Origin of the sequence: Pseudoalteromonas atlantica (assembly GCA_007988745.1) — a bacterium.
Classification (GTDB): domain Bacteria; phylum Pseudomonadota; class Gammaproteobacteria; order Enterobacterales; family Alteromonadaceae; genus Pseudoalteromonas; species Pseudoalteromonas atlantica.
In genome coordinates, this window is the sequence record BJUT01000025.1 from 1 (window position 1) to 22,171 (window position 22,171).

16 protein-coding genes are annotated in these 22,171 nt (G+C 41.4%); 10 read left to right on the plus strand and 6 right to left on the minus strand.

Annotated features, from left to right (window positions below):
* Nucleotides 1–35 precede the first annotated feature (35 nt).
* The 3 genes from msrA to PAT01_RS11485 all read right to left on the minus strand — a co-directional run bounded on the left by msrA (nucleotide 36) and on the right by PAT01_RS11485 (nucleotide 4,825).
* On the minus strand, nucleotides 36–572 hold the full coding sequence (msrA, locus tag PAT01_RS11475; RefSeq protein WP_154945515.1) for a peptide-methionine (S)-S-oxide reductase MsrA: 537 nt from the start codon (nucleotides 570–572) through the stop codon (nucleotides 36–38).
* Nucleotides 573–661: 89 nt separating this feature from the next.
* The gene (locus PAT01_RS11480) at nucleotides 662–3,769 is read right to left on the minus strand and encodes an efflux RND transporter permease subunit (protein WP_154945516.1); all 3,108 of its coding nucleotides are present in this window, start codon (nucleotides 3,767–3,769) and stop codon (nucleotides 662–664) included.
* 3 nt (nucleotides 3,770–3,772) lie between these two features.
* Complete coding sequence (locus PAT01_RS11485) at nucleotides 3,773–4,825, minus strand: efflux RND transporter periplasmic adaptor subunit (RefSeq protein ID WP_154945517.1); 1,053 nt, start codon at nucleotides 4,823–4,825, stop codon at nucleotides 3,773–3,775.
* Nucleotides 4,826–5,071: 246 nt separating this feature from the next.
* Between PAT01_RS11485 and PAT01_RS11490 the strand changes: the two genes are divergently transcribed.
* The 6 genes from PAT01_RS11490 (at nucleotide 5,072) to PAT01_RS11515 (ending at nucleotide 10,651) form a co-directional block, all read left to right on the plus strand.
* On the plus strand, nucleotides 5,072–5,776 hold the full coding sequence (locus tag PAT01_RS11490; RefSeq protein WP_004587177.1) for a DUF2982 domain-containing protein: 705 nt from the start codon (nucleotides 5,072–5,074) through the stop codon (nucleotides 5,774–5,776).
* A gap of 20 nt (nucleotides 5,777–5,796) precedes the next feature.
* Nucleotides 5,797–6,129: a hypothetical protein gene (locus PAT01_RS11495; RefSeq protein WP_024034321.1), complete on the plus strand. Its 333-nt coding sequence runs from the start codon at nucleotides 5,797–5,799 to the stop codon at nucleotides 6,127–6,129.
* Nucleotides 6,130–6,280: 151 nt separating this feature from the next.
* The gene (locus PAT01_RS11500; protein ID WP_154945518.1) at nucleotides 6,281–7,936 is read left to right on the plus strand and encodes an Lcl C-terminal domain-containing protein; all 1,656 of its coding nucleotides are present in this window, start codon (nucleotides 6,281–6,283) and stop codon (nucleotides 7,934–7,936) included.
* Between the two features lie 9 nt (nucleotides 7,937–7,945).
* Nucleotides 7,946–8,464, plus strand: a complete 519-nt coding sequence (locus tag PAT01_RS11505) for an Lcl C-terminal domain-containing protein (protein WP_154945519.1) — start codon at nucleotides 7,946–7,948, stop codon at nucleotides 8,462–8,464.
* 175 nt (nucleotides 8,465–8,639) lie between these two features.
* A complete protein-coding gene (locus tag PAT01_RS11510; RefSeq protein WP_154945520.1) occupies nucleotides 8,640–9,557 on the plus strand; it encodes an ExeA family protein in 918 nt (305 codons plus the stop codon).
* 11 nt (nucleotides 9,558–9,568) lie between these two features.
* Complete coding sequence (locus PAT01_RS11515) at nucleotides 9,569–10,651, plus strand: general secretion pathway protein GspB (RefSeq protein ID WP_154945521.1); 1,083 nt, start codon at nucleotides 9,569–9,571, stop codon at nucleotides 10,649–10,651.
* Nucleotides 10,652–10,700: 49 nt separating this feature from the next.
* On the opposite strand, the gene PAT01_RS11520 is transcribed toward PAT01_RS11515, so the two are convergent.
* Together PAT01_RS11520 and putA are read right to left on the minus strand one after the other, a co-directional pair.
* Nucleotides 10,701–11,894, minus strand: coding sequence for a cyclic di-GMP phosphodiesterase (locus PAT01_RS11520; RefSeq protein WP_154945522.1), 1,194 nt, complete (start codon nucleotides 11,892–11,894; stop codon nucleotides 10,701–10,703).
* Between the two features lie 120 nt (nucleotides 11,895–12,014).
* Entirely contained in the window at nucleotides 12,015–15,818 is a 3,804-nt protein-coding gene (gene putA / locus PAT01_RS11525; protein ID WP_029773864.1) for a bifunctional proline dehydrogenase/L-glutamate gamma-semialdehyde dehydrogenase PutA, read from the minus strand.
* Nucleotides 15,819–16,025: 207 nt separating this feature from the next.
* Here putA and PAT01_RS11530 point away from each other — a divergent pair, with 207 nt between their 5' ends.
* Nucleotides 16,026–16,508, plus strand: a complete 483-nt coding sequence (locus tag PAT01_RS11530; protein WP_004587169.1) for a winged helix-turn-helix transcriptional regulator — start codon at nucleotides 16,026–16,028, stop codon at nucleotides 16,506–16,508.
* 112 nt (nucleotides 16,509–16,620) lie between these two features.
* Here the strand turns inward: PAT01_RS11530 and PAT01_RS11535 are convergent, their stop codons facing one another.
* Nucleotides 16,621–17,226: a TIGR04211 family SH3 domain-containing protein gene (locus PAT01_RS11535; protein ID WP_024034313.1), complete on the minus strand. Its 606-nt coding sequence runs from the start codon at nucleotides 17,224–17,226 to the stop codon at nucleotides 16,621–16,623.
* Between the two features lie 215 nt (nucleotides 17,227–17,441).
* On the opposite strand from PAT01_RS11535, the gene PAT01_RS11540 reads away from it, so the two are divergent.
* The 3 genes from PAT01_RS11540 to PAT01_RS11550 all read left to right on the plus strand — a co-directional run bounded on the left by PAT01_RS11540 (nucleotide 17,442) and on the right by PAT01_RS11550 (nucleotide 22,170).
* The gene (locus PAT01_RS11540; protein WP_024034312.1) at nucleotides 17,442–18,962 is read left to right on the plus strand and encodes a CYTH and CHAD domain-containing protein; all 1,521 of its coding nucleotides are present in this window, start codon (nucleotides 17,442–17,444) and stop codon (nucleotides 18,960–18,962) included.
* Between the two features lie 165 nt (nucleotides 18,963–19,127).
* Complete coding sequence (locus tag PAT01_RS11545; RefSeq protein ID WP_154945523.1) at nucleotides 19,128–19,937, plus strand: phosphate/phosphite/phosphonate ABC transporter substrate-binding protein; 810 nt, start codon at nucleotides 19,128–19,130, stop codon at nucleotides 19,935–19,937.
* Nucleotides 19,924–22,170 (plus strand): ATP-binding protein, encoded by a 2,247-nt coding sequence (locus PAT01_RS11550; RefSeq protein WP_154945524.1) that lies wholly within the window; start codon nucleotides 19,924–19,926, stop codon nucleotides 22,168–22,170. Before PAT01_RS11545 ends, PAT01_RS11550 begins: the two co-directional genes overlap by 14 nt.
* Nucleotide 22,171: the final 1 nt, after the last annotated feature.

Here is a 22,171-nt window from a genome sequence, read left to right on the forward strand (position 1 = left end):
ATTGGTATTAGAATTGTTTTAACAACGCAAATTAGCTAGTCAGCTAAAAATTCTTTAAATACAGTTTCAAACTTGTGTAACTTAGGCGCAATTAAAATACTACAGTAGCCCTGCTGTGGGTTTTCGTTGTAGTAATCTTGATGATAATGCTCCGCTGGGTAATATGTGGTAGCAGGGCTAACCTCTGTCACTATTGGCTCGCTAATATGGTTTTGTAGCTGAGCTATCAGCTCATTGGTTTGACTTAATTGTGCATCGTTGTGGTAATAAACAACACTTCTATACTGTGTGCCAATATCGTTACCTTGGCGATTTAATTGCGTGGCATCGTGTAACGTAAAAAACATGCTAAGCAGTGTTTCAAAACTCACTACAGCGCTGTCAAATTCCAGTTGCACAACCTCGGCATGGCCTGTTGTACCAGAGCAGACCGATTTATACGTGGGGTTGTCGGTATGGCCGCCGGTGTAACCTGAGCTTACGTTTAGTACACCTTTTACTCGTCTGAATGCAGCGTCTATACACCAAAAACAGCCTCCACCAAATGTTGCTAGTTGTGTTGATGTGCTCATAAGTTGTCCTAATTATGTCTGTTACAGTATTAAGGCGAGCATAAATTGAATACGCCGTAACAGCAAGTTACGGCGCAGTGTAAGCTCAGTTAAATTTCTTCGCTGTCTTTTAGCGGGTGAGAGTCGGCTTGCTTATTTAATTTTTGCTGTAAAAACTCTGGCGACTGTGTGTTGCGGGCTAGGGCATAATACGCCGCAGGCACAACATAAAGCGTTAGCAATGTTGATACAATAACCCCTGTAAATACCACCACACCAATTACCATGCGGCTCTCTGCGCCTGGGCCTGATGCCAATACTAAAGGCACTGCGCTCATTACCGTAGTCAGAGAGGTCATTATTATTGGGCGCAGGCGCTGAGTGGCCGCTTGCAAAATAGCCTCGCTAAATTCTACGCCTTTATCACGCAGTTGGTTGGTAAATTCGACTATTAAAATACCATTTTTAGCGCTTAAACCTATCAGCATTACAATACCAATTTGGCTATAAATATTAAGCGTTAAGCCCGTTGCCCATAGGCCAAACATAGCGCCCATTAGGCCAAGTGGTACTGTTAGCATAATGATAAACGGGTGCATAAAGCTTTCAAATTGCGCAGCTAAAACTAAAAAGGTCACAGTTAGGGCAAGCACAAATACATAGGTCATGGCCGATGCGCCTTCGTAATATAATTGTGATTCACCTTTATAATCTACAGCGCCGTCAATGTCGTTTTCTTCTGCAGCTACTTTGTTTAAAAAGTTAAGTGCTTGTTCAAGTGTATAACCGTCCGCAAGATTAGCGCTTAGTGTGATGGCGCGCATTCGGTTATAACGGTTTAAGCGCGATGCTGTGGCCTCTTCTTTCAAGCTTATAAGGCTATCTAGCGGGACCAGTTCACCACTGCGTGATTTAAGGTAAATATTTGAAATATCAGTAGGGTTTGTAAAGTCTTGTTTAGTGCCTTTTAAAATTACATCGTATTCTTCACCTCGGTCAATAAAGGTGGTAACGCGGCGCTGCCCTAACATGGTTTCAAGCGTGGTGCCTACATCTGATACCGACACACCTAAATCGGCGGCTTTGTTTTTATCTATGCTGACTAAAAATTGTGGAAAGGTTTCTTTATAGTCGTGATCGATTCTTACCAAGCCTGGATTTTTTTCTGCGCGCTCTATAATGCGGTCGCGCCAATCAGCAAGTTGCTCGTAATCGTTACCTTGTAGTACAAACTCAATGGGGCGAGAAGAACCCCCACCGCCAATACCACGGCGCATAATAGCAAAGGCACGTACATCTGTTACTTCGGTCATTTTGGCGCTTATTTCGTCCATAACTTCCCAGGTAGAGCGTTTGCGCTTATCCCAATCGGCCATACCAACGATAGCAACACCGCCACTGCCGCCCCAGCCCGGTACGCGCACTAAAACACGGCTTAATTCGCCAGCTTCTGAGTAAGGAAGCAGGCGCTCTTCTATTTTGGCCATGTTGGCAGCGTTATTTTCATAACTTGCGCCTTCAGGGCCGCTCATCATAATAAAAAAGGTACCGCGGTCTTCTTTTGGCGTAAGCTCAGAGGGCACTTGCAAAAACAACGAGTAGCTAACAAAACCAGCAAGTACTAGGCTTATCATTAGGCCCCATTTTTTGGTCATATTTGAGGTAAGCGATTGGCGGTAACTGTTTTCAACTTTGCTAAAAACACGGTCCATCCATTGGCTAAATTTACTTTCTTTTTCTGACGCTTTTAAAACTTTAGAGCACAGCGCCGGCGAGAGGGTAAGGGCAGTAATACTAGAGAAAAACACCGCGGCACTTACAGCCATTGCAAACTCTGTAAACAAGGCGCCAATTCGCCCATCCATAAATACTAAAGGTACAAACACCGAAATAAGCACAAGCGTTGTCGCAATAATTGCAAAGCCTACTTCGCGGGCACCTCTAAAGGCCGCTAATAAAGGTGGTTCGCCAAGCTCAATACGACGGTGAATATTTTCAAGCATTACAATGGCGTCATCTACGACCAAACCAATCGCTAATACCAGCGCAAGTAAGGTTAATAAGTTGATTGAATAACCCATGGCAAGTAAAAACATAAAGCTGCCAACAAGTGCTACAGGCACAGTAACGGCGGGGATAAGCGTAGCGCGAATATTACCTAAAAAGATAAATATTATTAACACCACTAATCCCATAGAAATGGCAAGCGTGCTATATACTTCGTTGATTGACTCTTTAATAAAAATAGACGAGTCGTAGCTGTCTTGAATAGTGGTGCCCTCTGGCAAATTACGTTTTATTTTTTCAAGTTCACTGCGGGCGTTGTCTACTACTGTTAAGGTGTTTGCTTTAGCTTGCTTTACTATACCAAGGCCAATCATGTTACGGCCGTTACCACGGAACAGGCTTTCATCGTCGGCGGCTTCTAAATGTACATCGGCAACTTCACCTAAACGCACAAGGTAGCCGTCTTCACCGCGTTTAATAACTAAGTTTTGAAAATCACGTTGGTCTTTATAGCTACGCGCTGTTCGTACGGTAAAGTCGCGGTCGATAGATTCAATTTCACCTGCTGGTAGCTCTACGTTTTCACTGCGTAGGGTGTTTTCGATATCACTTGAAGTGATCCCACGAGCAGCCATGGCTTGGCGGTTTAGCCAAATTTTCATGGCGTATTGGCGCTCACCACCAATACGTACATTTGAAACGCCATCTACAACGGCTAATCGGTCGACAATAAAGCGCTGTGCATAATCGCTCAATTGCAGCGAGTTCATGGTTTCACTGTTAAGTACAAACCAAGCAATAGGGCTCTCGTCGCTGTTTGACTTAGATACCTCTGGTGGGCGCACTTGCTCTGGTAGGTTATCTAGAGCGCGGGCTACTCGCTCTCGTACATCGTTTGAGGCTGCGTCAATATCACGGCTTATATCAAACTCAATAACGATATTAGAGCGCCCATTTCTGCTTGAAGAATTAATACTTTTAATACCTTCAATACCCGATATCCGGTTTTCTAATATTTGCGTTATTTTTGTCTCGACTATTTCTGCCGAAGCACCAGTGTAGTCAGTACTAATACTGACAATAGGGGTTTCAATATCTGGGTATTCTCTAAGTGGTAGCATCGAAAAAGCCACCAAGCCAAATGTTAGCAGTAGTAAGTTAATTACTATGGCAAAAACAGGGCGTTTAACACTCGTGTCTGTAATTTTCACCGATTAACCCTCAACACTTACTTTGCTACCAGGGCGAATTTTAATAATGCCTTCGGTAATCACTTGCTCGCCATCGCTAAGGCCTTCATCAATCGCTACCCAGCCGTTATTTCTGCCAGCAACATGCACTTCTACCTTGTTGGCAATACCATCTTTTACTTGGTATACAAAATGTTTATCTTGCAGTGGGATCACGGCTTTTTCTGGCACCATAAGCGCCTGATTACTACTAAGCTCCAAAGCGGTGTTTAAAAGCATCCCAGGGCGTAATAGCCCGGATTTATTAGCAAAGCTTGCGGTTACTTCAACACTGCGAGTAACCGAGTCGATACGAGAACTAATATGGGTCACTTTGCCGGTAAAAGTGCGCCCTGGGTAGGCATCGTTTTGAGTATGTACTTTCATGCCTAGGTTAAGTTGAGATAAATATTTTTCAGGGACTTTAAAGTCAACTTTTATAATACTAATATCATCAAGCGTTGTAATAATTGTATCGCTACTTACATAAGCACCCACCGACACTTCTCGTTTGCCTAATAGGCCAGAAAACGGCGCGGTAATTAGCATTTCATCAAGTTTGGTTTTAGCGCTTTCTAGTTGAGCATGCGTGGCATCTACGCGAGAAAGCTGCTCTTCTAATAATGATTTAGCGGTAGATTGCGTACGAGAAAGCTCAGTAAGGCGGCTTAACTGACGTTTTTCTTCTTTTAAGTTAATGCCTAGCTCTTTTACAGCGTATTGTTCTTGCTGATTTTGCAGCTGCACAAGGCGTTGGCCTTTACTTACTAAGTCGCCATCTTCAAAATATATGTGTGTAACATAATCGCTTTGTGCGCTTTTTATATAAATTGCTTGGTTTGCGCGTGCACTGCCTATGGCTTCAATCATAACGGTGTTTTCTTGAGACGATACCGTATGAGCCATTACCTGTGTGGGTGTATCACTTGAATTAGATTGTTCGCCATGGCTAGATGGCAAATATAAGTACACACTTAAAATAACAAGAAGCGTAATTAAAAATGGAAAAAGAGCTTTACCTGACTGTTTTGAATACATCGTTTTCATACCTGAAAATAAATTGTAAGTATTGTACGAAATAAGACCGTGAAAAGGCGGTTATGTGTCTCATAAATTTGTGCGTTAGGCGTAAAAATTTATGAGACTAATTACTTGTTCCCATTTAACACTAAAATTATGATAAAACGATGAAGCAACCACCGCAGTGTAAAACCTGTTTAACAATGAGAAAAATAATACTTTGGGGTATTGTTATGTTTTTATTTTATATGGCTTTTTACCAATATGGGTAAGCCAAGTTCAATAATAAAATACAGGGCGCAAGGGGCGCGCAATGGCATTGAAGTACTTACTGTAGGCAGCGTAGGTTTGGTATTTATTATGCTGTTTAATTTACTGCGCCCGGGTGAAATTAGCTTAATAGAAATTTTTTTAGTAAGCATGTGCATAGCTGCTATTTTTATTGGTTTTTTAAAAACACAGGAACCTTATTACAGTTTAGTGCTTAGTGAGTCCTTACTTGTGTATCAGCATAAGTATGGCCAGTGGCAATTACATGTTAGTAACTTACATCACAGCGGTATTCCTAAGGTGGCTGACGGGCTTGAACACCTTGAATTAAACGCAGTAGGTTTAAAACTCAATGATATGGACGAATTTTTAAGCGCTATACACCCACGCATAGCCGGAAAACTACTGATAGAGCAGCGTAATTTATTTATGCAAGCTGTTCAAAAACATTGCAAAAATGGCAATTGCCCATCAGAATGGTTAATAGAAGAGACACAATACACCTCACCTAAAGGATTTAGCTATACTGGACTTATAGCTATGTTTGCTAACAGAGCCAAGCACCTTGAGTTGTTAACGGGATATAATTTACTGTTACCCGCAAGTGTATTAGAGACAGACATTTGGTCGTTCAGTGCCGATTTAAATAAATGGAAACGCGCACCTGAACGGTTTATAGCATCGCAAGTTGGACACTAAATGCGATAGTAGGAAAAATAATGAGCCAAGAAAGATCTTTTATAAAGAGTGGTCGCAATACCATCATCCATAAAGATAAAAAGCTTGATCTAGTCATTGTAAATGCAGAGCAGCACCCACGTATAAAGGTAACTCAAAATGGTTTGGAGCCATTTAAAGAGGACCTACCTAAAAACCGGCGTGATGCCAAAGAGCGTTACCTTGAAATTGTTAATGTAAGTAGCGCTGATATTTTTGGCGAAGAAAAACAGCTGTTGTTTATTCAGGCGCTTGATGGGCGTGAATACAAAGTAGATTACTCAAAAATAGGCACTAAGCTGTTTGTGCGTATTCATCAAGATACGTATATGTAATACCAATCCGCAATAATGCTTAATCATTTTGCGACACGTTTTCCAGCCTCAAAATGGTTCACTTAATTAAGCGAATTGGTATAACTCTAAATGGCACCTTTATTGCTAGTGATTACACTATAGTAATTATTTGACATTATAGGTGCGTTTTATGAAAGCGTTTGCTTTTACTCCCCTTATATCTTGTTTTTTATTGGCTGCCTGTGGCGGTGGAGGCGGCGGTAGTGAAGACTCTGCTGTTGAAACCTCGGTTAATGCCGGAACCGATCTTCAGGTTGTAGAAAAAACAGAGTTTACAATCACCGCACAAGGCTCACCAGCCGACGGTACCTTTACTTGGCAGCGCGTTAGCGGGCCATCTGTGGACGGCTTCCCGCTTGAAGGTGCAGAGCAAACAATTACTGCGCCCGATGTTAAAGCCGATAGTGAACTTGTACTATCTGTAAGCTATCAAACAGATAATGGCAGCTTAGTTAGTGACAACGTGAGCATATTTATTACCTCAAGTAATCAATTACCGCTTGCTGTTGTTAGTCAAACAGCCCCAGAAACACTACCTTCAACCTATAACGACACCGTAACGTTAAGTGCTGAAGAGTCGAGCGACCCTGATGAAAATGGCCAAATTAATAGCTATCAGTGGCAATTAATTTCAGGCCCTGATTTAGATGTAACCGACTTTGACAACTCTACGGTAAGTTTTAGCCACCCGCTGCTTGAATCAAATACTAATTTAATATGGCAATTAAGCGTTACCGACGACGAGGGCGGCGAGGCAAGTACTGAATACAGTATGACATTAAATAAAACAGACGAGCTGGTTGTGGCCAATGCCGGAGATGACCAAAACGTTGAAGAATTTGAGGAAGTGACCTTAGATGCAAGTGAAAGTGACACCCTAACAGATACGTTTTCATGTAGCTGGCAACAATTAACGGGCAATGCCGAAACGCTGGCAAATACTAGCCAATGTACCACGATATTTTTTGCCTCCGACGTTGATTTAGATACCACATTGAGCTTTGAAGTCACTGTTACTGATTCTAAAGGGCGCACTGACACCGATACCGTATTTATTGACGTATCACCAAAAGCATTAGGGTTAATTAACGACAGTGGCCTAGGCGAGTGTTATAACAATACGCAGCGTATCAATTGCCAAAGTAGTGACTTTCCGGGTCAAGATGCAGAGCTTGGTCGAGACAGCTTTGCCAACCAACTCGATAAAGCAGGCCAAGGTAACCTTGCGTTTGACTACACTAAGCTAAATCAGTTTGCTGATGAAGTAGCTGATGATAGTGACGACTTTACTTGTATACGCGACAACGTAACGGGGCTTGTATGGGAAGTGAAAAGTGTAGAATCAGGTACATTACCTAATACCACCTTACGCGATGGCCAAAATCATTACTTTTGGGATTTAGGCACGACAACCTTTACCGATACCAGTACCGCTAATACCACCTGCCCAGATGATACAAGCTGTGGTGTGCAAACCTATATAAATGAAGTGAACGACTTAGATTTTTGCGGCGGTACCAATTGGCGCTTACCAACTTACACTGAGCTGTTGAGCTTAATAGATTATGGCAAGCAGGGCGAAAACGTATTAATTGATGAAGCGTTTTTTCCAAATATGCCAGAAGCAGGCGCTATAGATGATGTGAATTTACCGTACTGGACATCGCAAACTGCAGCCGATGGTACCAGCTTATCGCAAGCGTACATTATCGATATGAGCAACGGGAATGACTTAGCCTACCCGAAAGAAAAATACGCGTATGTACGTTTAGTCAGAAGCCGATAGGGGAAAATCATGAAAACATGCTTACTATTTTCAATGGCTGTATTTAGCGCAAGCTTTCAACTAGCCGCAGCGCAAACGTGTTACGACGGGGCGGATACAACAACACCAACCACACGCTTCACTCTTTATGACGATGGCACAGTGTTAGATTCAGAAACAGGCCTAATGTGGCAACGTTGTAGCTACGGACAAGTTTACGATAGCGACACTGAAACATGTACAGGCTCTTCTCCGTCACTTAATTGGCAAGAAGCACTTAGAGGCGCAGAAAACGACACGACTGCCGAATACGACGATTGGCAGGTGCCTAATATTAAAGAGCTTGCCAGTATTTTAGAGCACAGCTGCACCGAGCCAAGTATTAACGAAGAGGTGTTTTTAGGCACTAAATTGCAAAACTACTGGAGTAATACCTCAGGGGTAAGCACGATGAGCTCAGCATGGGTTTACCAGTTTGATAGCGGGCTTAATAGCTTACATGCTAAAACCAGTGACGTGTATTTACGTTTAGTGCGTTACGAAAACTAAGTAAAGTAAAATAGCCAAGCACTTAGCTTTAATACAAAAGCGCCGCTAAATTTAGCGGCGCTTTTTTGTTTTACATAAATTTACGTTATTTCAATAATAAAGCGCATACAACGTTGTTACTTTGTCGTTTTTTTTGCCATTATAGGCCGAGTTTTAATGACGAAGGAACATTGCGGTGTATTTAAGCTACTTTGGCTTGAGCGAAAAGCCATTTTCGATCTCACCCAACCCCCATTATTTATTTTTAAGCGAACGCCACAAAGAGGCACTTGCCCACTTAACCTATGGATTAGGCGAAGATGGCGGGTTTGTATTGCTAACCGGCGAAGTGGGAACAGGCAAAACCACCATTACCCGCAGTATGTTAGAGCAACTGCCAGAGAACACTCAAGTTGCAATGATCCATAATCCGGCGCTGTCGGAGCTTGAGCTTTTGGCCAGTATTTGTGATGAGCTAAACATTACTTACGATGCCCAAAATGCCACCCTTAAAAGTTTAACCGACATTATTAAGCAGCACTTAGAGGCTAATAACAAAGCGGGCGGGCACACAATTTTAATTATTGATGAAGCGCAGCTCCTTGCCCCCGATGTGCTTGAGCAATTACGACTATTAACTAACATAGAAACTGATCATAAAAAACTGTTACAAATAGTCTTAGTGGGTCAACCAGAGCTTCAGGCATTATTAAAACGTACTGAGCTTAGGCAGTTGGCGCAGCGAATTACAGCACGGTATCATTTATTACCGCTCACCCAAGGGCAAACAGTTGCGTATATAAAGCATCGTTTACATATTGCCGGGTGTGATAAAGGCGTGTTTTCGCTCGATGCTATGCAAGCTGTACATCAGTTAACTGGCGGCATTCCACGCTTAATGAATTTAGTCTGTGAGCGCGCGTTAGTCGGGGCTTTTTCTAAGCAGCAGCTTATTGTTGATAGTGATATTATAAAACAATCAGTCCAAGAATCACTGCCTATGGACTTTGTGGCTGCGCAGAATAATGCACCTAAATCCACTGGCCGTGTTTATTATTACTTAGCATTTGCTGCTTTGTTTGCAGTAGGTGTTGGCATGTCGTTTATTATATAGTTAGGTAATTTATGTCTTATTTATTAGATGCATTAAAGCAATCTCAACAAGCAGATATGAGCGCCGAGCAATATGATTTGCAGTCAGCGCAGTTAAAACAGCAGCAAGCACTTACGCGCTATAAAAAAATGGTGTGGCTACTTGGCGGCGCAATTGCAGCATTTATTGCTATAGCGGGTGGCTTTACAGCAGGTAAGTGGTTTCAAAGCAGCGCACTATTAAAAACAAGCCAGCCGGTTGATGTTGTTAGCACTGATAGCAAAAAGCAAAAACAAGCAGTAACAGATGAGCCAACTACAGCGCAAAATAAAGCCGAAAAGCCTGTAACATCACCTTCTTCAGAGGCTGAAAAAAATAGTAATAAAGCAACGATTGAAGGGCAGTTGGTGTATGTACAAACACCTACCGGGGTACAAAAAATGTTGCTTACCCCACAGGGGCAGTATATCCCTATTAATGATAATCTGGCGCAGCAGCAACCAGGTTACAATGTGCAACCCCCTATAAATGCTAACGGGTATAATCAAAATGCGTTTAATCAGCAAACTTACAATGCACAGCTACCTAATACGCAAAGCTATAATCCACTTGCTTATAATGCACACGGCCAAAACACGCAATTTATGCAGCCGCAAGCACAAAATACAAGCTCAGCAGGTTTAGATATGAGCAAGTACAAAGTGCTTGGAAAACCACTGAATGGTGAAAATACGCCAAGCACGCAAGCGCCGCAAAGTAGTCCGGAGCTTGATGCTGTACCGAGTAAATTAAAAGATGCCTTTGCTCAAGCGATAAAAGACTCGGAGCAAGAACAAGATTACGAAGTAACGCAGGCCTCTCGCAGTTCATCTCGAGTTAAACCGGTTGAGCTATTACCAGATGGTTTACAAGCCATGCTACCAAGCATTAAATACCAAGCACATATATACTCCTCAAGTGCAGATAAACGCTGGATAAAGCTTAATGGGAGAGAGCTACACGAAGGGGAGAGCATAGGGGCACTAACAGTGCGCGAAATTACCCCAGAGCAAAGTGTACTTGATTTTGATGGTTATGAATTCAGTATTAAAGCTTTGCAGGATTGGCCGCAATAAAGCGCAGCTAATAAAGTAAAGCCGCAAAACTGCGGCTTTACTTTTTAACTCAAGGTAAAATAGCGTTTTTGTAAAAGCGCTCTAAATCAATGTTGTAGTCGGTCGGCTTAACAGTTGATTCGAGCTTGTCAGCTGTTTTTTTATTTGCCAAGTTTATATCTTGCATTTCCGTGTAGCGACCGTGTTTAGCACTATAAAATGTTTTAACCACCGGCTTTAAAGGTGTTTCAGGGTTACTCTGTGTAACCAAGCCTACTTTTTGGCTAGATAAGCGCACTAAGGTGCCTACTGGGTGAATGCCAATACATTGGATAAACTTAGTAAGTAGCTCACCATCAAAGCTATCAGGGCAACCATCTTTTAAAATTTTAAACGCTTTTATAGGCTCCATACCTGCTTTATATACCCGCTCTGCCGTAAGTGCATCATATACATCTACAATTGACGCCATACGTACGTATTGGCTTATCTCATCGCCTTTTTTGGCAAACGGATAGCCTTTTCCGTCTAAGCGCTCATGGTGTAGGCCAGCAATATCTACAGCAATACCCGTTAACCCCGCTTCTTCTAAAATTTGCTTAGAATACAGAGCATGGTTTTGCATAATTTTAAATTCGTCATCACTAAAGCGACCCGGTTTATTGAGCACTTTGTCAGGAATTTTAATTTTTCCTATGTCATGTAACAAAGCACCTGTAGTGAGCTCTACAATAATGTCGCGCTCTATGCCTAAGTGCTTTGCAAAAATACCCATTAAAATAGAAACGTTGATAGAGTGCTCTAATAAGTAAGCATCTTTTTGACGCATTTGCGTTAAGCAGGCTAGGGCATCTTGGTTTCTAAAAATAGAGTCCATAAAGCCACTGGCAAGTTCTTTAAAAGGCGCTATGTCTATATCTCTACCCGCTTTTATATCGCCAAAGGCCTTTTGTTGAAGTGTTTTAGCTTCGTCGTAGAGCTTTTTAGCTTTGCCCATTTCTTGTTCACTACTGTGAACTTTAAGCCAAGGGTCGCGTTTTTTAATCTCTGCCTTAGGCGCAGGGGCTTGAGTGTCGGGCTCGGGTGTAGTTAATGTTTTATCTGGATCTATCTCTATTTCTAAAATGCCCGCTTTTTTGAGCTTATCGATACTCGCCTGAGTCTTAACCCAGCCTTGGTTTTTAATTTTAATGCGCCCAGTTTGTTTTGTAACACTTTGAACAAACATGCCAGGCTGTAATTGCGAAATAGAGATGACTTTCAATTTTTTTTACTTCTGTAATGGGGCTTTGTTTAAATTAGCATCATTATACGTTGCAGGGTAAAAAAAAAGGCACTTTTAAGTGCCTTTTTTTACATTTTTAGTTAATTAGTACTAGATGGGCTATTCGTCATCTTCTACTAGGGTCATCAGTGAAGTATTACCACCAGATGCGGTAGTATCTATACTGATCGTTTTTTCAGTAATTAAGCGCTTAATTAACGTATCGTAATACTCTGAAGTAATTACTGGCAAAATAGCACCTTTACGCTGTGCAAGTTGTTGGCTGAAGTAACCTAAACGAGACGAACGTGCAGCAACCACCGCACCCGCTAAGTGAGGGTGAGCCAAAATAGCTTGTAGCTGATTAGGTTTTGCAACCTGGAACACGCCCTCAGCAACGCCTGTGGCAATAAACTTATCTTTAAAGGCTACCGCTTCATCGTAAAATAGCTCTGATGCTACCGTAATTACTGTATTACCTGCAGCAAGTGCTGTGATGATTGAAAGCGCCCAAAAGTTAAATGACGTGCTTTTATCTGCATAACATACTACACAACCACGTGCTTCAAGGTGCAAGGTGTTTGATTCACCAGTAGGTCCAGGCAAAGTAGTAAACTTACGCATGTGTTTTTCTAAACGGTTAAGTTGTGCACGGGCTTCTGAAAGCGTTAATGCCAAATCGTCCGCTAGGTCATCAATAATTTCGACCGTTGCTACTTTAGCAAGCAGCTGACGAACAGCCGATACACGGTCATTTAACGGTGTTGCACGCCAAATTTTCTCATCGCGCATTGAGTTAGCCATTAACTTTTCAACTTGCTCGTTTGCACCGCTGTAATGGTGTAAATCAAGCTCATCTGGCGTTAGGTTAGTCATTTGCACGTTATCAGGTGATGCTTTCTCTTTTACTAAACGCTGCAGGTAGTTAGGGCCACCGGCTTTAGGGCCTGTACCAGATAAACCACGGCCACCAAACGGTTGCACACCGACAATGGCACCAATCATGTTGCGGTTTACATATACGTTACCCGCACGCGACATTTTAGCTAGGTACTCACAACGCTCTTCAATTCGTGAGTGAACACCCATTGTTAAGCCATAACCTGTGTTGTTAATTTGGTCAATCACGTTGTCGATATCATTCGCTTTAAAGCGAACAATGTGCACACATGGACCAAATACTTCACGTTTAAGTACTGATAAATCTTCGATTTCGTATAAACGAGGGGCAAAAAAGTAGGCGCCATTTTCGGTGTTATCAGGGATCTTACACTCGTAATGAAGTGTTGCATTACCTTTTAAGTATTCAACATGATCATTTAGCGTTTTAAGGGCTTTTTCATCAATTACTGGGCCTACATCGGTAGAAAGTAATGACGGGTCGCCAATATGCAGCTCGGCGAGTGCGCCTTTAAGCATTTCAATAATGCCATCGGCTACATCTTCTTGTATAAACAATACACGCAGTGCTGAACAACGCTGACCTGCGCTTTGGAAACCTGAGCTTATTACATCATCAACAACTTGCTCTGGCAGCGCTGTTGAATCCACAATCATACAGTTTTGGCCACCGGTTTCTGCAATTAACGGTACTTGAATATCGTTACGCGCAGCCAGTGTTTGTGAAATCAGTGTGCCTGTTTCTGTAGAACCGGTAAACATAACTGCCTGAATACGCTCATCAGGTACGATTGTTTTACCTACCTCAGAACCGCGGGCAATCACCGGCTGTACTACATGCTCTGGTAAGCCAACCGAAAGCATTAACTCAATAGCGCGAAGTGCGATTAAGCTTGTTTGCTCTGCAGGTTTTGCAATAACAGTATTACCAGTCACTATCGCAGCGGCCACCTGACCTAAGAAAATAGCAAGCGGGAAGTTCCACGGGCTAATACATAAAATTACACCGCGTGCTTCAAAGCGCTCATCGCTTGCAAGTTCTTCTGCACGTGCCGCGTAATAACGACAAAAATCAACGGCTTCACGTACTTCGTCAATACCATCTTGCGCAATTTTACCGGCTTCTTTAATACATATAGCTACGAGCTCATCGTGGTGACGCTCTAGAATATCTGCCACGCGGCGTAATAAATTAGCACGCTCTTTTACAGATGTTTGCGACCATGACTCAAATGCCGCTTCTGCATTGGCCAAAATGTCTTTCATCTCATCGCCAGATTGCAGTTTAACGTGGCCGATGATTTCGTTGTGATTAGCTGGGTTTTTAACTGCTAATGCGCCTTCAGGTACTTGGCTTTGATCAATTAAGTGATCGTTAAACCAGTTTTCAAGGTTTTCTTTGAATGGCGTAATTACATTAATATCGGTTAAGTCCATGCCTTTAGAGTTAGCACGTTCATCGCCGTATAAGTCGATTGGCATTTTAATTTGCGTATTGTACTTATTACGTAAACCTTGCAGTGTTTCTACTGGATCAGGTAATAGCGACTCAACAGGTTTAGTGGTATCTACAATGGCGTTTACAAACGATGAGTTAGCGCCATTTTCTAGTAAACGACGTACTAAGTAGGCAAGTAGGTCTTCGTGCTGGCCAACGGGTGCATAAACACGGCATTGAATTTTTTCTTCATTTACGATTTGGTCAAATAAAGATTCGCCCATACCGTGTAAACGCTGGAATTCAAACCCGGTGTTATCGCCTTTAGCAACTTCTAAAATAGTGGCTGCAGTGTAAGCGTTGTGTGTTGCAAATTGCGGGTACAGTACATCGCGTGCTTCTAGCATTCTAATAGCACAAGCTTTGTAAGATACATCGGTAGTTGCTTTACGCGTAAATACTGGGTAGTGCTCTAAACCATCTTGTTGCGTGGTTTTAATTTCTGTATCCCAGTAGGCACCTTTTACAAGGCGAACCATCATTTTACGGCCTACACGAGTAGCAAGTTCAGTTACCCATTCAATAACAAAAATAGCGCGCTTTTGGTATGCTTGTACGGCTAAACCAAAACCTTGCCAGTTACCTAAATCTTCATCGCTAAATACCGCTTCTATAACATCTAACGAAATATCTAAGCGGTCAGCTTCTTCTGCATCAACTGTAAAGCCAATGTCGTACTTTTTAGCAGCAAGCGCGAGCTCTTTCAGTTTAGGTACAATTTCGGCCATTACGCGGTCTTTATGCGTGAACTCATAACGTGGATGAATAGCAGAAAGTTTAACTGAAATACCTGGGCTTTTAACTGGTCCACGGCCATTTGCCGCTTTACCAATTGCATGGATTGCGTTCATGTAGCTGTCGAAGTAACGCTTGGCATCTTTCATTGTGCGCGCGCCTTCGCCTAGCATGTCGTATGAGTAAACGTAGCCTTTTTGCTCTTTTTCAGCAGCGCGTTCAATGGCTTCGTCAATGGTGCGACCCATAACGAACTGCTTACCCATAATTTTCATGGCAAAGTTTACAGATTTGCGGATCACAGGCTCGCCTAAACGACCTATGGTCTTTTTAAGCATGCCAAATTGCTGTTCTTTGGTTTTATCTGTGTAGTTAACCATTTTACCGGTTACTAATAATCCCCACGAAGAAGCATTAACGAATAAAGAATCGCTGCTTCCTAAATGAGAACTCCAATCACCTTTAGCAAGCTTGTCACGAATTAACGTATCTTGCGTGGCTTTGTCTGGTACGCGAAGTAGGGCTTCGGCCAAACACATTAACACTACACCTTCCTCACTAGAGAGTGAGAATTCATTTAAAAGTGCGTCTACACCGCTTTGACCGTCTTGATCTTTTCGAATGTTTAAAACAATCTGGCGAGCTCTTTCCCATGCACGGCTTCGTGCTTTAACACCCACTTCTGCAAGTGGTAAAATATGATCAATAACAGCATTTTCATCAATGCGGTAAAAATCACGAATTTTCTGTCTTGTAGGACAGGTTGTTGTCAAATCGCCATTGAATAACATAAGCAACCCTTAGGAATGTTAATATGTAAATAGTAGAACAAAATTTATGTGCTTGGGCTGTTGAGCTAAAGCAACTTTGCTACCAATAAATTACCAGTGATGTAATGCGTGCATTCTAATTAAATTTCAGCAGAATATGCTGGTTAAATTTCACGATTTACGATAATTTACAGGGCATATTTTCAACTTATCCGTATAAAATTCTGTATGACAAGTCCAAATAGATTACGCCTGCTTGATCGTATCGATTTAGCAATATTAGACGTTCTTCAAAAGAACGGCAGAATTTCTAATGTTAACCTAGCAAAACAGGTTAATTTAAGTCCTAGTCCATGCCTTGACCGTGTAAAACGTTTAGAGCAAGAAGGCTATATAGAAGGGTACTTTGCAAAGCTTAGCGAACAAAAGCTGAATCAGAGCTTAGTAGCGCATGTGCAAGTATCGCTGGTGACATCTAACACGGCTGTTTTTAAAGTATTTAAAGAGCATATACTTAAAATTGAGCAAGTTGTAGAGTGCGATATGGTAGCGGGAGGGTACGACTACCTGCTAAAAATTAGGGTCTCGGATATGGATGAGTATCGACAGGTGCTAGGAGACTTGGTCGATATTCCGGGAGTAGGTACTCACCATACTTACATGGTAATAGAAAAAATTAAGCAGGATCCTGGTTTACGTTTGGATGTTTAAAAACCAAATGCTTATTGCAATACATTACACACACATTAAAAAAGCACCTAAGGGTGCTTTTTTAATGATTAGCCTGCGGCTATTAAACTTAGTTAACCAAGGTTTAGGTTAATTAAGCCCACCCTTCGTAGCGCTTACGGCGCGAAAGTACAACGGTAAGTATAATACCTAAAAACAAACCTATAAAAGCAATAGCGCCACCATAAGTAAGTAGTTGGCGTTTTTCTTTTGCAGTGGCAGCTTGTTTTTGAGCACGCTCTTGTTCAAGTGTTGTTTGCAGCTCAGTAATTTGTTGATTAAGCAATTTGTTTTGATTAGTTAAGCTTTGATTATGTTCTTGTAACTGAGGTAGCTCAACTTGTGCTTGGCGTAGTTTGTTTTGCACTGTGCTCATTTCGCTACTGAGTGTTTGATACTGCTGATGAAGCCCTGGCGTTTGCGATATAAATTTAGACTCAACCCAACCTTCACGGTCTTTATCGTCTTTTATTTTTATAAAGCCGTTTTCTTCTTTTGATAGCACGGTTAATTTAGTACCCGCATCTACAGAGCCAAGTAAGCGGTAGTTTTTACCTGCGCCAGAGCGCATAAAGGTATATAGATTATCGATTATATAAGCTGAATTTGCATCTGATGAATTGGCTGTTTGAGCTTCTTGTGCTTGGCTTATAAACGAGGTGGCTGTTAAAAGTAGCCCTAGTAAACAGTGTTTTAGCATTTATCTACCTTGTTAGTCTATCCGTGTCCGTTGTGGTTGTGATTGAGATTTTCACATAAGTAGTGAGATAGTATGGATTAAACGCGTTAATAGCAAGGTTGATATTGTAACCCAGTGCGGGCGTTGCTCAGCCAAAAAGGTTAAAAAATTTGCAAAATGAGGTGGCTTTGTTTATTTTGAGCACTTATTTATTTTAAAGGTAATCCTCAACCCTAATGGATACTGAGATAGAACTGAAGTTTTTGGTATCAGATGCCGTTGTTCCACTGATCCCCTCGCTAATCACACAATTTGCTAAAACGGTTATTAATAAACCTTCACGTAGTTTGCAAAATGCCTATTACGATACCCCAAGTAGAGAGCTAAGAGCCCTTGATATAGGTTTTAGAACCCGCTGTGCTGACAGTAAATGCGAACAAACAATAAAGCTTGCTGGCGAAGTTGTGGGCGGGCTACACCAACGTCCTGAATACAACTTACCAATTGAATCAAGCCGTCCTGATTTATTAGCATTTAATAATGCTATTTGGCCTCATGGTATGCAAGTGAATGCTATTAGCGATAATTTATATCCTATTTTTAGCACTAACTTTATTCGTCGTACCTGGTTAATAGAAACCCCAAATGGCGCAAAAATTGAAGTCGTGCTAGATAAAGGCGAAATAGCAGCATCGGGTAAGGTTGATATTATTAGCGAGCTAGAAATAGAGCTTGTTGAGGGCAACAGAGACGAGCTATTTGCTTTGGCAGATAAACTTGTTAGCCAAAACTGTATTCGTTTAGGGCTTTATTCAAAAGCAGCTAGAGGCTATCGACTAGCCGATGAAACACCGCTTAAACCAAGTAAGTCTATTGGGTTTGTAAAATTAAAAAAACAAGCAACTCAAGAGCAAGCACTAATAGAGGCCATGAATTTTGGTATTCGTTTTGTGCAAAAACATGAGCAGTGTTATTTTGACAAACCAAGTTTAAAAACGCTCAAACGTGTGACTGATGGCATTAGCTTAATTAGGCATAATTTTTGGTTGTTTGACGATATTGTAAGTAAAGACAGTACTGAGCAATTAAGAACAGAGTTAAAGTGGCTGTTAAGTGAATTAGCCTGGGTTGAAAATGCAATTCAGCTAAAAACTTATACATCTAAACGCCATGCATTTTATAAAAAAATAAATGCAGCGCCTGCATTAGCGCAAGTTATTAACGATTTAAAAGAGCTACAGCCAAGCATTGATGATATTAATGCTTTGTTTCAAAGCGCGCGATACAACCGTTTATTGCTGTCGTTAACTACCTGGTTGGTAGATAAACAATGGCGTAAGTTTTGGGGGCAAACTCAACTACAGGCGGCAGAGCAGCCAGTAGCTAAAATTGCTAAACGTTTATTTAATAAAGATTGGCAAAATTTAGATAAGCTACTTCCTAAAGAGCAAACGCTTACAGCACAAGATTATTTAAGCTTACGCACCCAACTAGAAAACAGCTTATTAAGCGGTAATTGCTTAGGGTCATTGTTTGACAAAGAAGAGCGCTTAGAATTTAGACTGCCGTGGCTGGATATTTCTCATGGTATGTACGAGCTCAGCACGCTGGAATATTTAAAGCAGCTTTGCGGCGGGCAAGAAGACGAGCAATTGGCTAAAATTCAACAGTGGCTAGATCAAAAGTCAGATTACTTAGTCAGTGCAATGGAGCAAAGCCGTTTAGCGTCTTTTGATATAGAGCCGTACTGGCAGTAATATATTTAAGCAGGTGTGTGTATGGGCACCTGCTTTTATCTTTTTGTTGAAACTTTCTTAAACCTCCTAAATTAAATAACCTCTTAATTTCTACGTAATAAAAATGGTGCGTTAGTCACTCGTTAACTATGCTTATAGTCATAAACATACAACGGTAAGACTAATATGAAGTGTAGTGTTGTTTTGCTTTTTTTATTCAATAGTATGGGTGGCTATGCTCAAACCTTTACTTTTGGTGTAGTTCCGCAATATGAGCCTCAAAAACTCACTGCAATATGGCAGCCCTTTCTTAATAAAGTAACCGAAAAAACAGGCGTGCAACTAAAGCTTGTTACCGTGGAATCAATCCCGGTTTTTGAGCAAGGGTTTGCAGATGGCGATTACGATTTTGCTTATATGAACCCATGGCATAGTGTGATTGCTTACGACAAGCAAGGCTATTTACCTATAGTGAAAGATGCTGCGCGCCATTTGCAAGGCGTATTAGTGGTCAATAAAAACAGTAATATTGAATCCGTTAAGCAGCTTGGAGGCGCCGAAATTGCTTTTCCTGCGCCTAATGCATTAGGCGCTTCTTTATTAATGCGGGCGGAGCTTGCCCTATTGTATGGCTTAACAATAAAGCCTGTGTATGTACAAACGCACTCATCTGTTTATTTAAACGTGGCACTTAACGCAACACCTGCCGGCGGCGGGGTAATGGGCACATTAAAGCAACAGCCTCAAAATTTGCAGCAAAAGCTAAAAGTTATTTACAAAACGCGGAAAGTTAGCCGCCACCCCATTGTGGTTCACCCTAGAGTAAATAATCAGGTACAAGCGCAAGTTCAACAAGCAATTATAGAAATAGGGAGCGACCCTAAACAAAAACACTTACTAGCGGGTGTTCCTATAATTAACCCAAGCAAAGCAAGCATTGACGATTATAAACAATTAACGCAATGGGGTTTACGCTCGTTTTATGTTGAAAATTAACTGGTGGCGCAGCCTAAGGGTTCAAAGCTTTATTGCGGTAATGGCATTTGGCTTTTTATTAATATGCTTATTTATTTTTTACGCTTTGCCAGAGCAAGCTAGGTGGGTAAACAATGGCCTTTCTAGCGCAGCGCAGCGCTCTTTACAGCAACTATCCACATCAATAAAAACCCCTTTATTAACTCGCCAATACGCACAGCTTTATGAGCAAATAGACGCGCAACTTAATACAAACCCTAATTGGAAAGCAATTAGAGTAGTAGAGCCGACTACAGGTAATCAGTTATACCCTTTAGATGAGTGGCAGCTGTTAGCGCAGCAGGGCAATGTTACGTTAAATGAGCACATTACTTTTTTAGATAAACCTTTGGCTGAAATAACGTTAGTCGTTAATTTTGAAGACGAAATAAACGAAGCGGCCAAGCTACATTACACGTTAATTTATATTCAGTTTTTTATACTTGTAGTGTTTTTTATTGGCTTAGCTTGGTTGGTCGATTATAGAATTACCAGCCCTTTACGGGCGCTCGAAGTCGCCTTTTCTAAACTGGCTAAAGGGAACTTTGATTGCCACGTTAGCGTTCAGCAAAAAAATGAGATTGGCAGCGTCATAAATGCATTTAATAAAATGGCCGGTGAGGTTGCTACTAATCATCAAAAAGTAAACGCGCTGAGAATTCAAGCCGAGTCGGCCAGTAAGGCTAAGTCTGACTTTATGGCGAGTATGAGCCATGAGCTTAGAACGCCGTTAAATGCGATTTTAGGGTTAGCGCAGCTTTATCAATATGACAGTAAAGCAACCGAGGTACACAAAGACAATGCGCAAAGTATTTACCAAGCTGGGGAGCATTTACTTTTACTAATAAACGACGTGCTAGATTTAACTTCTATTGAGTCGGGGAATATGCAGTTTAATTTTGAATATGCCTCCGTGAAAGACATGCTACAGCATAGTATTGAAATGGTGAGCGAACTTGCCAGAGTTGAGCTTGTTACTATAGATACTCACAATATTGACTCCCTAGAAGGTATTTACTTATATGTAGATAAGCGCCGTTTTAAACAGGTACTGCTTAATTTACTTTCCAACGCAATAAAATATAACAAAGTGCGAGGTAAAATAGATATACGTTGCGAGATTGCTGATTCAAGCCGCTGTAATATTGATATTGAAGATACAGGGTGCGGTTTTTCAGAAGATGATATTTTAAGGCTTTTTAAACCCTTTGATAGACTAGGGGCAGAGACCAGTAAAACACATGGTACGGGCATAGGTTTAGTTATTACTAAAGAGCTTGTAGAGCGTATGCAAGGGCAGCTACAAGTAAATAGCCAAATAAATAAAGGCGCGTGCTTTACCATTAGCTTTAATAGTTTTAAAGAAAGCGCTTTAACCACTATACAAGCTGATGAACCGATAAATCACCCCAGCAGTGAGCCCGCAGACTCCGCCACAGGTAAACTCCCAGTATTAAATGTGCTGGTGGCAGAAGATCAACTGACTAATCAGCAGGTTTTAAAGCAGCAACTGACCATGCTTGGTGTTAATTCAACGTTTGCAAATAATGGTGAACAGGCCTGGCAAATGCTCCAAGATAAGTCCTTCGATATGCTACTTACTGATATTCAAATGCCGTTGCTAAATGGCCTTGAATTGGCTAAAAAAATCCGAAAAAACACACAGTTCAATGAGCTAATAATTATTGCTGTTACTGCCAATATAATGGAAAAAAACATACAGGATTGTCACAGCGCTGGGATGAACGGTTTTTTAACTAAACCGATAGAGCTTGAAAGCCTAAAAGCACTGCTAATGAAACACTCGCAAGACATTGTTCCCTCGCATACACAGCCGCTGCAAATAACAGCGCAAGCAAGCTCTATGTACAGTCAATTAGATATGCCTTTATTGTTTTCGATGTTAGGAAAAGATACGCATGTACATTGTTTAGTCTTTCAGGCGTTTTTACAGACCGCTTATGAGCAAGTTAAATTAATTGAAGCATATACACATAGTTTAAATTATGCCGATTTATCTTTTCAGGCGCATGGTTTAAAGTCATCTGCTAAATCGGTTGCAGCGTTAAAGTTAAGTGATACCTGCCAGCAGATAGAAAGCTTAGCCGCGCAAAATAAGGTCGATGAAGCGTTATTATTTGCACTACAAACAGGATTTAATGAAGTGGTTACACAGTTAAAAGTGTACTGTAATAAACATGAGGCATCTTCTTAAT